The 13354-nt window shown below is 52.5% G+C and carries 11 protein-coding genes and 2 tRNA genes; 6 read left to right on the top strand and 7 right to left on the bottom strand.

The window, feature by feature from the left end; all coding sequences use genetic code 11:
• The first annotated feature begins 558 nt into the window (after positions 1–558).
• Together WEB64_RS16755 and WEB64_RS16760 are read left to right on the top strand one after the other, a co-directional pair.
• Positions 559–1368, top strand: a complete 810-nt coding sequence (locus tag WEB64_RS16755; RefSeq protein ID WP_368057275.1) for a hypothetical protein — start codon at positions 559–561, stop codon at positions 1366–1368.
• Between the two features lie 114 nt (positions 1369–1482).
• Complete coding sequence (locus tag WEB64_RS16760; protein ID WP_368057273.1) at positions 1483–1914, top strand: universal stress protein; 432 nt, start codon at positions 1483–1485, stop codon at positions 1912–1914.
• Between the two features lie 100 nt (positions 1915–2014).
• Here the strand turns inward: WEB64_RS16760 and WEB64_RS16765 are convergent, their stop codons facing one another.
• The 4 genes from WEB64_RS16765 to WEB64_RS16780 form a co-directional block, all read right to left on the bottom strand.
• On the bottom strand, positions 2015–3934 hold the full coding sequence (locus WEB64_RS16765) for an ATP-binding cassette domain-containing protein (protein WP_368057271.1): 1920 nt from the start codon (positions 3932–3934) through the stop codon (positions 2015–2017).
• Complete coding sequence (locus tag WEB64_RS16770; protein WP_368057269.1) at positions 3934–4737, bottom strand: MOSC domain-containing protein; 804 nt, start codon at positions 4735–4737, stop codon at positions 3934–3936. The genes WEB64_RS16765 and WEB64_RS16770 overlap by 1 nt, the downstream gene beginning before the upstream one ends.
• A 177-nt stretch (positions 4738–4914) precedes the next feature.
• A tRNA-Gly gene (locus WEB64_RS16775) sits at positions 4915–4989 on the bottom strand.
• Positions 4990–5119: 130 nt separating this feature from the next.
• The gene (locus tag WEB64_RS16780) at positions 5120–5725 is read right to left on the bottom strand and encodes a DUF924 family protein (protein ID WP_368057267.1); all 606 of its coding nucleotides are present in this window, start codon (positions 5723–5725) and stop codon (positions 5120–5122) included.
• 157 nt (positions 5726–5882) lie between these two features.
• On the opposite strand from WEB64_RS16780, the gene WEB64_RS16785 reads away from it, so the two are divergent.
• From WEB64_RS16785 to WEB64_RS16800, 4 genes are all read left to right on the top strand, one after another.
• Positions 5883–6260 (top strand): sirohydrochlorin chelatase, encoded by a 378-nt coding sequence (locus tag WEB64_RS16785; RefSeq protein WP_368057265.1) that lies wholly within the window; start codon positions 5883–5885, stop codon positions 6258–6260.
• Positions 6261–6291: 31 nt separating this feature from the next.
• Positions 6292–7194 (top strand): TIGR01777 family oxidoreductase, encoded by a 903-nt coding sequence (locus WEB64_RS16790; protein ID WP_368057263.1) that lies wholly within the window; start codon positions 6292–6294, stop codon positions 7192–7194.
• Positions 7195–7275: 81 nt separating this feature from the next.
• Positions 7276–7351: transfer RNA gene (locus WEB64_RS16795), tRNA-Glu, on the top strand.
• A 251-nt stretch (positions 7352–7602) separates the two neighbouring features.
• Complete coding sequence (locus WEB64_RS16800; protein ID WP_368057261.1) at positions 7603–10020, top strand: EAL domain-containing protein; 2418 nt, start codon at positions 7603–7605, stop codon at positions 10018–10020.
• Here the strand turns inward: WEB64_RS16800 and der are convergent.
• Genes der through WEB64_RS16815 form a run of 3 tightly spaced genes read right to left on the bottom strand, consistent with a single transcriptional unit; the run spans position 10017 to position 13317 of the window.
• Positions 10017–11441 carry a ribosome biogenesis GTPase Der gene (gene der / locus WEB64_RS16805; protein ID WP_368057258.1) on the bottom strand — a complete coding sequence of 475 codons (1425 nt, stop codon included), beginning with the start codon at positions 11439–11441 and terminating at the stop codon, positions 10017–10019. The genes WEB64_RS16800 and der overlap by 4 nt on opposite strands.
• A gap of 56 nt (positions 11442–11497) precedes the next feature.
• Complete coding sequence (bamB, locus tag WEB64_RS16810; RefSeq protein WP_368057256.1) at positions 11498–12661, bottom strand: outer membrane protein assembly factor BamB; 1164 nt, start codon at positions 12659–12661, stop codon at positions 11498–11500.
• Positions 12661–13317 carry a YfgM family protein gene (locus WEB64_RS16815; protein WP_368057254.1) on the bottom strand — a complete coding sequence of 219 codons (657 nt, stop codon included), beginning with the start codon at positions 13315–13317 and terminating at the stop codon, positions 12661–12663. Before WEB64_RS16815 ends, bamB begins: the two co-directional genes overlap by 1 nt.
• Positions 13318–13354: the final 37 nt, after the last annotated feature.

The raw sequence follows: 13354 nt of genomic DNA on the forward strand, positions 1-13354 counted from the left end.
TGATGGCTTTACCTTCGTAAATCATCAACTGATCTCCAGTCTGTGTTGGGAACTGCTCGCGCCCACCGGCAAGAATCCAGCCGGTGATCCGTTCGGGCAGTATTTTCGGTCATTGCCCGGTCATTCGATTCAAAATTCATACAGTCGTTTGAATCGAGAGGGCACACGATGAAAAAAAACGGTCCGTTTGTCAATTTGTTTCTTACAAGCTCAGCGAGCCAACCCTGTTACCAGCGTGCCTGCAAACATCGACATCTGGCAAATTAACCATAGGTATTCAGGGGGTTAATGCATAACTGTCAGAAACTACAGTCATTCTGAAGGCTATCCGTAAAATTTCTTTACAATTTAAACCATCCCGTAAAACAGAAAACTGCTTGATCGGGCGACATAGTTACTTTAACTTCAACGTCGAACTTTAGTCTAACAGGCTGGCATCCAATAAGGCATGACCAGAGACAAAGTCACCCGCCATGATGATCAGAATGCAGGCGATACCGCATCGGTCGGACTGACGGGAATACAATAATAAAACTGCACCAACGGAGACCCAATCCGATGAAAGACGCTCGCAACGGAACCCGTTCACTGCTTGTCGGTGTCGCCCTGCTGCTCGCCGCTTTTGGCACCAGAGCTGACGAGTCGGCCATCCTCGCTGACCTTCATAGTTTTCGCATCAGTAATTTTGTCGGCCTGGCAGCCTATTACCAGTTCAGTGCAAGCGGAGACACTGTCACCCTCAATGGAGTCGTTGAAAGCGTGAATAGCGCCAACAGTGCGATGAATGCTCTTAAAGAGAATGATTCAGAGGTACTCTCAGAAGATCAGCTAGTCGGATTAAGCGATGAATTCGACAAATACAAAGAGCTCATGAAACAGAATATCAACGACGTAAGGCAGCAAGGCTACCCGGATATGCGACTGATGTCGGAAATGGCAAACCAGGCCCAGGCGCTCAGCAACATTTCGACCAAACTGTACACGCGAGCTCAAGAGAGTTCCCAGACCGATAGTGACCAGCGTATTGAGGCGGCGCGATCCGCAGCCGTTCTGATGGCTCAGATGATGTCAAAATACTCCGCAAGGTCCAACTCTTCAGTCGCACAGACATTTCAGGGAGCAGACACTGAAGTGCCTCTGGATGCACAGGCAAAGAATTTCGATGCCCTGATGGTTATATTGAATGCCGGTACCAGCGATGGCGATCTGAAAAGGACCATTGATGGGGTGTCCTCCAAATGGCAATTTATTAGAGGTTCCTACGTTAACTATAATGACGACAACGTTCCTTTTATTATTGACCGGTATTCAAAGGGTATTCTCGAAGGACTTCGTGAAACTATCGAATTGCTGCAACAAACCGTCTGACATTTTCCGGTGAACTTGGGGGCCTCTGATTAACTCCCTGCAAAAACACCAAAACTGGCCTAGAATTAAATATGAAATACGCTACTCGTCATCAATGAACCAAGGAGAGTGCGCATGGCCGTATACGGTAAAATTCTGGTTGCGATCGATCTTACAGAAGAGGCACCGCAGGTACTGGAAAAAGCCAAGGCGATAAGAGAGTCCAGCGGTGCAGAAGTGATACTAGTCCACGTGGTGGAACCCGTCGGCTACGCTTATGGTGGTGACATCCCGATGGACCTTACTGAACTGCAGGAGCAGTTGGACAAAGCAGCCAAAGCTCAGCTTCAATCCTATGGCACACAGTACGGCGTGCCGGAAGCAAACCTGATTGTGACGGTGGGAAGACCGGAATCTGAAATCCATCGATTGTGCGAAGAACTGTCTGTTAATCTTGTAATTGTTGGGAGCCACGGACGCAAGGGCTTCCAGTTACTTCTCGGTTCTACAGCAAATGGCGTTCTTCACGGAGCCATATGCGATGTGTTGGCCGTTAGAATTCGCTGATTAAATAGCGTCGCCCTGCATACGTGTTTCAAGTTTGTGGAGCTGGCTTTCAAGAGCAGAGCTTACGCTCGAAACCATTGAAAAAAGTTCAACAGGGTCGTTAGGAGTTCTGTTCTTCCAGCGCCATCCATCGCTCGATTGTTTGTTCCAGCCGTGCTTCGCCTTCAGCTAACCGATCCAGCACTGCAGTCACTTCTCCAGATGGCCTTGAGTAAAACTCGGGTGCAGCGACTTCCGCACGCAGCGTCTCAAGCTCTGCTTCCAATATCTCTATCTTGCCTGGTAACTGCTCCAACTCCAGTTTCAACTTGTAGCTGAGCTTGGCCTGCTTCTCATTTTTGGGAGCAACGGGTTTGGAGCCCTGCTTCTTTGTTGATACCACTCCGGAGGATGCCTTGCCACTGGGCTTGCCAGCTTTCTCTTCGGCAGGAAAGCGACCGTTCTGGCGACGCCAGTCACTGTAACCACCGACAAAATGCTTTACCTCCCCTGTACCATTCAGGAAGAGCGTATCGGTTACCACATTGTCGAGGAATTCACGGTCGTGACTTATAACCACCACGGTGCCGGCAAACTCGACAAGCTGCGATTCCAGTAGTTCAAGGGTCTCCACATCCAGATCGTTAGTCGGCTCATCGAGTACCAGAATGTTGGCGGGTTTACTGAACAGCTTTGCCAACAGCAAACGAGCCCGTTCCCCGCCAGAGAACACACTTACGGGGGAACGTGCGCGTTCCGGGGTGAACAGAAACTCCTGCAAATAGCCCAGGACATGCTTGCTCTGGCCATTGATATCAATGAACTCCCGCCCCTCGGCCAAGTTGTCCAGGGCGTTCAGGGAAAGGTCGAGCTCTGCCCGCAATTGATCGAAGTACGCCACTTCCCGGTTGGTGCCGAGGCGAATAGTGCCCGCTGTGGGCTCCAGTTCGCCAAGAAGCAGGCGCACCAAGGTGGTTTTACCAGTGCCATTTTCACCGATCAGGCCAATCTTGTCGCCACGCATTACCGTCAGATTCAGGCCGGAAACGATCGAAGTATCAGCGTCATAACCGAAGGCGGCAGCCTTCGTCTCAACCACCAGCTTTCCGGATCGAGCAGCGTCCTCGACGGCAAAGCTTGCAGTACCCGTACGTTCCCGCCGCTGCTGGCGCTCTTCGCGCATAGCCTTGAGCGCCCTCACCCGACCCATATTCCGGGTTCGTCGTGCTTTGATGCCCTGTCTTATCCAGACTTCCTCCTGCTTCAGGCGCTTGTCAAAAAGCGCATTCTGCCGATCTTCTTCCTCAAGCGCTTTTTCCTTCAGGTCGAGATAACGATCGTAAGTAGCCGCAAAGCTGATCAGATGCCCCCGATCGAGCTCCACTACCCTGGTGGCCATACGGCGAATGAAGGCCCGGTCGTGACTGACGAAAAGCAGGGCTCCACGAAACTGACTTAATGCCTCTTCCAGCCAGGCTATCGCAGGTACATCCAGATGGTTAGTCGGCTCGTCCAGAAGCAGAATGTGGGGTTCGCCTACCAGCGCGCGCGCCAACAATACCCGTCTCTGCCAGCCACCGGAGAGAGTGTTCAGGGTTTGATCCGGGTCAATACGGTACTGGGCCAGAATGGCATTCACTTTCTGGTCGAGGCGCCATCCGTCCAGAGCTTCAAGCCGCTCCTGAACCTTCATCAGTTCATCAAGGCTGTGTTCGTCTGCTGATTGCGACAGCGCGTGAAATTTTGCCAGCAGACTGCCGGTTTCCGGAAACGCGCTCGCTACAACCTCATACGCCGTTCTCCGGTCCTGAGCCGGAAGGTTCTGCGGCAAAACCGCAAGCACTGCACCCTCGTCCAACCTCACCCTGCCGCCATCGGGCACCACCTCGCCGCTGACGATTTTCAGCAGGGTCGACTTACCTTCGCCATTCCGACCCAGGAGACAAACCCGTTCGCCAGGATCAATCGTTAAGGATGCGTGATCCAGTAACGGCTGCAGGCCAAACGAAAGGGACAGATCATCCAGGGTCAACAAAGGCATTATTGCTTTTCTCCAAATTCATCAAACGATACGGCATCACCCAGAACAACCGGGCCTTCACCGCCATGTATTGCATTCATTCCAAAAATCACTCCGCCGGGCTGCCGACGATAGCTACCAAGAGTACGAAGAGGCTGCTGATCGGCCGCTTTGGTACCCGTATCGGGATCTACTGTCGTTAACACACAGCGGGAGCAAGGTTTCACCAGGCTGAACCGGACCGAGCCGATGAGCAGCACCCCCCAGTGATCCTCCGCCCAGGGCTCCGCTCCCGTGACTACGATATTGGGGCGGAACCGTCGGATATCGATGCTGTCTTCGAGGCGGGTATTAAGCTCATCAAGCGACGCCTGGTTAACAATAAGAAAAGGGAATCCGTCGGCAAAACCGACACGGCGCCGCTCTTTGACCCACACGCGGTCGACGATACGAAAAGTCCGGTCTGGCATATAGACCACGTCAACTTTGATACCGAGATAGTTACTCAGACCTTCCGCCGGTCCTGCCTCCGCACGTTCGGCTTCAATCCAGTCATTCCAGACCATGACGTTATGAGCCTCTGCGCTGGCAATCAGCCTGAAACGCCCCTGATCAGGAACCTCTATTGACACCACACCTGCATCTACCGAAATTCCGACGCGCGCGAGAGCGGGATAGTTGCGCTGAGTGATAAACTGCCCGAATTGGTCGGTAATCATCCACCGCCGGTCGCCCACCGGGCCAAAATCATCGAGTTCCAAACGTTCAACGTTGATGCCGGGAAGCGATTTTACGGGGTAGTAATACAGAGATTGAACCTGCATGGTTCACCTGCCTTATAGATTCCGGTTTTGGGTCTGCCAGGAGCGCGCACTCATCAAAGGGTTTTTATCGCGCCAATCTGTGCGGGCAAGTATACGCGAGAACGATCTCGAGTTGGGCGATGAACCGCCAACCTTTAACGGAAAAACCCAGCCGTTTTGAGCTGGGTTTTCGGAATCTGGAGCGGGAAACGAGATTCGAACTCGCGACCCCAACCTTGGCAAGGTTGTGCTCTACCACTGAGCTATTCCCGCAATTTCAGCTGTCGGGCTGTGGTGTAGCTGGACAACGGAAGCGGATTATACGTAGCCCATTTATCCGGTGCAACACTCATTTCATCAATGATAAACCCTGCCCGCGAACACCATCCTTCGTAACGGTTATTTACTGACCAAAACGCTTTCCGTTTCCTGCCAGATAAGCTTGCTCCTGAGTCGAAGAGCTTCTTTTCAAGGCCTGGTTTCGATGCGGGAAGCGACCGAACCTGTGGATGATCTCCTGGTGATCACGGGCAGACTCAAGAAAGCTTTCCAGAAAGGTTTTCAGAATGCCCTCTGAGGATGCCACCAACTGCTCGTAGCGCTCAATGGCAAGTTCGTGGTCTTCCAGCCGCTCAGAATGTTGAAGTGGCATATAGAAGAAGCCACGGTAAACAGATGGAAGATTAACGTCCTGTGATTTATCCATCGCCTGCTTACAGACTCTTAGCGCCAGCTTGTCATTCCCGAACGCCAGGGAACTGCCCCTGTATATGTTCCTGGTGAACTGATCCAGCAAAAGAAGTTCCGCCAGGGTTCCGCCCGGTTCTTTGCGCCAATGTTCCAGCCCGCCTTCCGAGGCGATGAGGGTCATGGAAAGAAATCGGCGACGCATCTCCTGATCAAAGGACTTACTGGCTCGGAACCACCGATTGCGGTGGAACTCATCAGGTAGCCCTATTTCATCCAGTTCTCCAAACCAGAAATCCAAAATTTCCTGCCATCCGAACATATCAGGTAAGCCTCCGGGTTTCGGTAGTGAAAAACGCGCTACACTGCCTGGATATCGATGTAGCCCATGTAACTCAGTTCACGCTACGAGGAACAATTATCGGAATCTTGGCTCCAAACTCATATCTCCCACCCTTTACTGAGGAGTTGAACGCTTCATGTCCGAGCAACCTATGGTGATTTTACTCGCACACGGCAGTAGCGATCCGAAATGGTGCGAAACATTCGAAAAGCTGGCAGCGCCTACCATTGCCGCTGTCCCTGGTTCCGTGGTCGCTTACATGGAGCTTGCCGAACCGTCCATGGAGTCTATTGTTACCAATGCCGTCGAACAAGGGTGTCACAATTTTACCATCATGCCGTTGTTTCTCGCCGTTGGAAGGCATTTGCGTAAAGATGTTCCAGAAATGATCAGTGTTATGGAGAAAACCCATAAGGTAAAGATCAGTTTAGCGCCACCGATCGGTGAGAATCCGCAGCTCGGGCTTGCAATCCGCGAGGTAGTCGAACAGACGCTCAACTCATCCCGCCCCTGAATATGGCTGGCAAACCGACAAGTGAGGCACCATGAGTAAGACTATTCTGATAACCGGTGGTACAGGCTTCATTGGGCAACGTTTATGTCCCGCTTTGCAGTCCAAAGGATACGGTATCACAGTGCTAAGCAGGCAAAAGGCACCGGATGTTCTTGCCCTGTGTGGACGGGTTGCCGCCATTCAATCCCTGGATCAGGTGAAAAACCACCAGGGCTTTGATGCAGTGATCAATCTTGCCGGCGAGGGTATTGCAGACAAGCGTTGGTCACTCGAACGCAAGCAAGCGTTGAGGGATAGCCGTATAGCTCTGACCTCCGAGCTAGTCAACGCCATTCGTTCCTGGAAGCAGCGTCCGGATGTTCTGGTGTCTGGCTCTGCCGTCGGTTTTTATGGCAATCAGGGAGATGAACCAGTCACCGAGGATACGGTGCCCCAGGATGAGTTTACGCACCAATTATGTCGGGACTGGGAACTGGCCGCTCAGGCACTCAACTCAGACGGCGTCCGCGTTTGTCTCTCCAGAACCGGAGTGGTCGCTGGCCCCGGCGGTGGATTTCTTCAACGCATGCTGCTGCCTTTTAAACTGGGAATCGGCGGCCGCCTGGGCAATGGCCATCAATACATGCCTTGGGTTCATAGGGACGACGTAGTCAATGCGCTGGCATGGATGCTCGAGAAGAGCTCAGCTCAGGGGCCATACAACGTGGTTAGCCCCAACCCTGTCACTAACCGCGAGTTTACAAAGAGCCTCGCTGAGGCCCTCCATCGCCCTGCCATGCTCCCGGCACCAGCTCCGGTGCTCAACATAGCCCTCGGTGAGATGTCACGCCTGCTACTGACGGGTCAGCGCGCCTTGCCCTCCCGGTTATCGTCTGAAGGCTTTGTATTCGACTACCCAGATCTTAAACCGGCCTTAGAAGACGCCGTTGGTTGATCTGCTATAAAAAGTTTGACAGCCCAAAGCGCCTTACTTAATATACGCGCCACCTCGACGAGGCAAGTTTTCGAACGATGCGTCCCCTTCGTCTAGTGGCCTAGGACACCGCCCTTTCACGGCGGTAACAGGGGTTCGAACCCCCTAGGGGACGCCACTTTTCCAAAATCTCACCTTGATTGTCATAAGCTGGCTCTTCAACCTGCCTCACTAGTTGCCTTCCCTTCTCATTTTTTGCAAATTTTTCAGCTTGTTAAACAGCGTACAGTATTAAGTGCTGCTATAGTTCAATGGTATATGACGTGCGAGTATATATGTGCGTCCAGAGAAGACGGCATGATCTGACAGGACAACACAGACCCATTCACGCACCTGCTCCGGTGCAACAGACTGATTGAAATTAACGGCATGCAAAAACTGTCACACCGCTTGCAACAGTTTCGTTCCAGCTCGCCGCTGTCATTCAGGCTACTGGCTTATATCCTTTTATTCAGTTCGCTATTTACCCTGGTGGCATCCGGCATCCAGATTTACACCGACTTTCGAAAAGACGTCTCACTCATTGACGAACGCATGTTGGTTATTGAGACAAGTTACGCCAGCAGCCTGTCCCGAAGCTTGTGGGCGCTTGACCAAAAACTCCTCCAGGTTCAAATGGAAGGCATTCTCAGCCTGCCAGACATTATCCACCTCCGATTGCGAATTCTTCCAGACTCCGAACTGGTGATGGGTGAAAAACCACGGGAAGTTGCCACCAAAGAGCGAACCTTCATACTCTCCCATGAGGGAGACGCCCGCTATGATCTCGGTGAACTGACAATCACTGCGAGCATGGAGGAAATCTATACCAACATGCGTCGCAAAGTATTTATCATTTTGACAACCCAGTTCTTCAAGACTTTCTTTATTTCCATACTTATCGTCTGGATATTCCAGTACTTCGTGACCCGCCACCTCTCTGCCATGGCAAACTATGCACGCCATTTTTCACTGGACAGCCTCGACGAACCATTGAAACTTGATCGAGCGAATACGCCCACCAATCGTCGGGATGAGTTAGGCCAGGTGACCGATGCAATCAATCACATGCGTGAACGGTTGAATCAGGACATTGCGCGTCAGGAAGACGATGCGGCCCAGATCCGTAAGTTGTCCCTGGCCATCGAACAAAGCCCCTCATCCGTGCTGATTTGCGATCGGCAATGGCATATCGAATTTGTAAATCACAAATTCTCCCAATTGACTGGCCACCAACCTGTCGATATCAAAGGCAAACACCCTGGCATGCTTACCGACGAGGCGTTTGCTCAGCGCGAGAACAAACAGCTCTGGCAAAACATTCGTCTGCAGGTGCAGCGAGTCGGTGTTTGGCAGGGGGAGGTAAACAGCATCCGTAAAAGCGGCGAGCGTTTTTGGGAGCAAGTAGTCGTCACGCCCATCAAGGACTCGGAAAGTAAAGTCACTCACTATCTGATTCTGGGTGAAGACATCAGTATTCGTAAGCGCTACGAACAGCAACTGCTCCGCCAGGCAAATTACGATATCTTGACCGGTTTGCCGAACCGCATGCTGGCGCTGGACCGACTGAAGCTCGCTCTTGCGCAGGCTCGGAGGGAGAACACCCTTGTTGGGGTAATGTTCCTGGATCTGGATAACTTCAAACACATCAACGACACCATGGGCCATGACGCCGGCGATAACCTGTTGATCGAAGCGGCACGCCGAATCTCCAGCTGTCTTCGAGGTACCAGTACCGTCGCTCGCCTGGGTGGTGATGAGTTCCTGGTGATCCTGCCCGGGCTGGCCGGACCGGAATCTACCGAGCAGGTTGCAGACCGGATTCTTCATACCTTTGTGCCGCCTTATCTTGTGGGCGGTCAGGAAGTCTTTGTGACCACCAGCATCGGTATCGCCATCTATCCAACGGATTCCGACAACAGTGGCACCCTACTCCAACATGCCGACGCCGCCATGTATCAGGCCAAGAGCAAAGGCAAAAGTGCTTATGAGCGCTTTGCTCCCGAGATGAAGGAGGTCTCCCACGAGCGCCTACAAATTGAATCCCGCATGCGTCGCGCTCTTGAACTGAATGAGTTTGAGCTCTATTACCAACCAATAGTTGAAACGGCCAGCGGTCTGCTAACCGGAGCGGAAGCACTGATTCGTTGGAACAGCCCTGCCATGGGAATGGTCATGCCAGACAAGTTTATTCCGTTGGCAGAAGAGACCGGCCTGATCACTCCCATTGGACAGTGGGTTCTGGTTGAAGCCTGCAATGCCGCAGTACGCTGGGAAAAATCCACCGGGAATAAACTCAATATTGCAGTCAACGTGTCACCAAGGCAGTTCCGGGATCCCGGATTCGTGGAAGCAGTCATGAGCGCCATCCAGGATTCGGGTCTCGAGCCGCGGCAGCTGGAACTTGAAATAACTGAGCGGCTTATCCTGGACAACACCATTGAAACGGCTGACATCCTTCGTCGACTGGATCAGGAAGGTGTGCGGCTGTCCGTCGATGATTTTGGAACCGGGTTCTCAGCACTGAGCTACCTCAAAAGCTACCCTTTTGACACGCTCAAAATTGATAAGTCTTTTGTCCGCGACATTATGACTGAGCAGGATGACGCCTCCCTGGTCAAAGCCATTATCAACATGGCCCACAGTCTCGGTCTGAAAGTGATTGCAGAAGGTGTTGAAGAGGAGGCTCAGACTCACTTCCTGCAGAAGGAGGGCTGTGACTATGCTCAAGGTTATTTCTACAGCCGCCCGGCACCGGAGAGTGAATTCGAGAACTGGGTTCGCACTAATCACCGGGGCAAAATTTAAGGAGCCTTTTTGCTCTTCATTCTCGGCTTCTTGAGTCGTTTACCCTGCTTGATATCCTTCTCCTGCTTGACCTTCTGTCGGGGAGTCATGCGGTTAACCCGATTGGCAAAGGGGTTTTCGCTCGACTTGAACTCAAAGCGTATAGGGGCGCCCCGGACTTTTAACACACGCCTGAAAGTATTTTCGAGATAACGCTTATAAGCGCCTGGTAAAGAAGCAGTTTGGTTTCCATGTACTACAATGATTGGCGGATTTGAGCCACCTTGGTGAGCATAACGCAGTTTGATACGGTGGTTGTGAACCATCGGAGGTTGGTGCTGAGAAACCGCATCTTCGAGAATCACCGTGAGTTTGTTCGTCGGCCATTTGGCCATCGTCGACTCATAACAGCTGGCAATGGAGTCGTACATGACGCCAACATTAGAGCCGTGAAGCGCCGAAATATAATGCTTGTCGGCAAAGTCGAGGAACTCCAGCCGACGCTTGACCTGCTCCTTCACTTTTTCTTTATTCTCAGGATCCATGCCATCCCATTTATTGATCGCTACAACCAATGACCGGCCAGCTTCCAGCACAAATCCAATCAAGTGTAGATCCTGATCGACCAGCCCTTCCCGGGCGTCCAGTACCAGAATAACCACATGGGAATCTTCAATCGCTTTCAGGGTCTTGATAATTGAAAATTTTTCAACGGTCTCGTGAACGTTCTTACGTCGACGCACGCCTGCCGTATCGATCAGCGTATATTGCTCTCCATGGCGCTCATAGGGGATATACACACTGTCACGGGTGGTTCCGGGCATGTCATAGACCACAACACGCTCTTCGCCCAGCATTCGGTTAACCAGTGTGGATTTGCCAACATTCGGGCGCCCTACAATACCTATACGAATTCCAGGGTAAAGTTCCGCCCGGTCTTGCTCCGCCATATCTTCAGCCGATGGCAGCAAGTCTTCCAGCATGGAGCGAATGCCCCGGTTGTGGGAAGCCGCCACCTGATACACCGAATCGAAACCCAGACTGAAAAAATCACTGGTGGCGATATCCGGATCCATACCGTCCGTTTTATTGACCACCAAATGCGCCCGTTTCCCCGTACGACGTAATTGGTTAGCGACCAACTCATCACCGGCAGTGAGGCCGGAACGACCGTCAACCAGAAACAGCACAATATCCGCTTCTTCGATGGCCAACACTGACTGCTTCGCCATTTCGGCGTCCAGGCCCTGCTCGTCACCAGTCAGCCCGCCAGTATCAATAACGATAAACCGCTGGCCCTCAAAGTTGCCTTCACCGTACTTACGATCACGAGTGAGCCCGGGAAAGTCAGCCACCAACGCGTCCCGAGATCGGGTCATTTGATTGAAAAGCGTTGATTTGCCGACGTTAGGTCGTCCAACCAGGGCAATTACAGGGGTCATAGGGTTCCACTACCAAGGGACATCAAGGCCGGACGGTGCGCCCGGCCTGAGAATATTCAGTCTTTCTGCTCAAGTTCCAACAGCGAAAGGAGGCCGCCGTTACTATATACAATGAACCCGTCTTGCCAGGGTTGCATAGGCACCCTCAGCCCGTCGTCATCAAACTCCAGCTGACCCTGAAGTGAGCCATCCAATAACGAAAGCGCATGGATGTAGCCTTCAAAATCACCTACCAGCAGATAGTCACCTCTCACCAACGGTTGGGTCGGCTGACGCCATGAGAGTTTTTCCTGACTCCAGATAACCCTTCGGGTTGCACCTTCCAGCGCGATAACGTCGCCATTAGACTCGGACAGGAAAATATTGCCATACGCAATTGCCGGGGTTTGCAGGCTGGAGGTCCGACGACTCCAGATTTCGTTACCATTTCGCAGATCAACTGCGGCAAGCTTGCCTTGATACCCGGTGACCAACACGGCCGTATCCAGAACCAATGGCTGGCTGGCAACATCTACCAGACGCTCAAGTTCTGTGCGGCCTTGTGGCTCACCTACGGTGTATTGCCAGATAGGTTGGCCGTTCTCCGAGGACAAGGCAAAAAGCTGGCCATTGGCAAAGGATACAAGGGTCAACTCACTCCCCACCAAAGGTTTAGCCGTTGCTCTGAGAGTAAGTACCGGCACCACGCCATCGTATTGCCAGCGCTTTTCGCCAGTGGCAATGTCAAAGGCAAAAACCTTTCCATCGATGGTCTGGACAACCACGATTGAGCCATTGGATTGCGGCGCGGCCAAAGACTCATTGGGGAGGCGAACTTCCCAGCGCGTCTCACCTTCTTCTTTACCGTAGGCAATCAGTTTAGCGTCTCGGGAGACCAGATACAGTTGATCCAAATCTCCCCCTACACCGGCCATGATCTCCCGGCCCAACTCCTGTTGCCAATTGACGGCACCATTTTCGGGATTAACGGATACCAATATTCCATCCGCTGAAGCCGCAAAAAGAGTATCGCCCTGAATGAGAGGCTCGAGGTGCAGATGCTGCTCGTCATGGCCGTCGCCGACAGTCATTGTCCAGATCTGATCAAACTCCACCGATTCCACTATTTCCGGCACCAGATCTGGCTGTTCGACAGGCTCGCTGGTACTGCAGCCAACGATCAGTGCCGATGATGCCAGAAAAACAAGAAGGCGCAAGACTGAGTGTTTGCCAAAAGGCATTAAACGTCCTCCCCAATCGCGAGATCAGACAATTTGAGCTCCAGAAGGCCGTTTTGGCCGCTGGTAGATGCTTCCCGTGCTGAGCGATAGGCTTCCTCAGCGGCCGCTCTATCACCTTTTGCCAACAGGATATCGCCTTGTAATTCTGAGTAAATTCCCGCGAATTCACCGGTCTCCCCCGCCCCATCTAATGTTTCCAGAGCTTCGTCATGCCTGCCAGCAGCGAACTGGGCCTGCGCGAGCCGGCTTCTGACAATCAGTTCAAGGGCGCTGCCCCCTTCCACACGGGCATGAGCCCATTCCAACGAGGCTTCTGCGGCTTCTGGCTCCGCTTGATCCATCAGCTGCTGCTGGGCCAGAATCAATGTGGCATAAATGGCGTAAGCACTGTCTTCGAAGTTTTCCTGAAGTTCTTTTGCGAGATAGCCGACGGTTTCAGTGCGTTCTTCGTCGCTGCCCTCACCCAATGAATTCACCAGCTTGCTGAACTGAGCGGCTGCAACGCTGCGCTTTTCGGCTTGATGGTCTTGCCAGGCCTGCCACCCGAATACAATGGCCAACGCTGCGACAATACCGATCAGAAGCGAGCTGCCATTCCTTTTCCACCAATCCTTGATCGCTTCGACCTGCTCTTCGTCAGTACGCATCTCAGCCATGATAACTCCTGAAAAATCTGAATATTAGGTTTTGTAA

Source organism: Marinobacter sp., from assembly GCF_040882185.1.
GTDB lineage: Bacteria > Pseudomonadota > Gammaproteobacteria > Pseudomonadales > Oleiphilaceae > Marinobacter.

Bases quoted from the DNA above. Each gene is read 5' to 3' on its own strand.
- WEB64_RS16770 (WP_368057269.1), bottom strand. From the start codon at position 4,737: ATGCAGGTTCAATCTCTGTATTACTACCCCGTAAAATCGCTTCCCGGC.
- WEB64_RS16755 (WP_368057275.1), top strand. From the start codon at position 559: ATGAAAGACGCTCGCAACGGAACCCGTTCACTGCTTGTCGGTGTCGCC.
- WEB64_RS16815 (WP_368057254.1), bottom strand. From the start codon at position 13,317: ATGGCTGAGATGCGTACTGACGAAGAGCAGGTCGAAGCGATCAAGGAT.
- WEB64_RS16765 (WP_368057271.1), bottom strand. From the start codon at position 3,934: ATGCCTTTGTTGACCCTGGATGATCTGTCCCTTTCGTTTGGCCTGCAG.
- WEB64_RS16780 (WP_368057267.1), bottom strand. From the start codon at position 5,725: ATGTTCGGATGGCAGGAAATTTTGGATTTCTGGTTTGGAGAACTGGAT.
- bamB (WP_368057256.1), bottom strand. From the start codon at position 12,661: ATGCCTTTTGGCAAACACTCAGTCTTGCGCCTTCTTGTTTTTCTGGCA.
- WEB64_RS16790 (WP_368057263.1), top strand. From the start codon at position 6,292: ATGAGTAAGACTATTCTGATAACCGGTGGTACAGGCTTCATTGGGCAA.
- WEB64_RS16785 (WP_368057265.1), top strand. From the start codon at position 5,883: ATGTCCGAGCAACCTATGGTGATTTTACTCGCACACGGCAGTAGCGAT.
- WEB64_RS16760 (WP_368057273.1), top strand. From the start codon at position 1,483: ATGGCCGTATACGGTAAAATTCTGGTTGCGATCGATCTTACAGAAGAG.
- der (WP_368057258.1), bottom strand. From the start codon at position 11,441: ATGACCCCTGTAATTGCCCTGGTTGGACGACCTAACGTCGGCAAATCA.
- WEB64_RS16800 (WP_368057261.1), top strand. From the start codon at position 7,603: ATGCAAAAACTGTCACACCGCTTGCAACAGTTTCGTTCCAGCTCGCCG.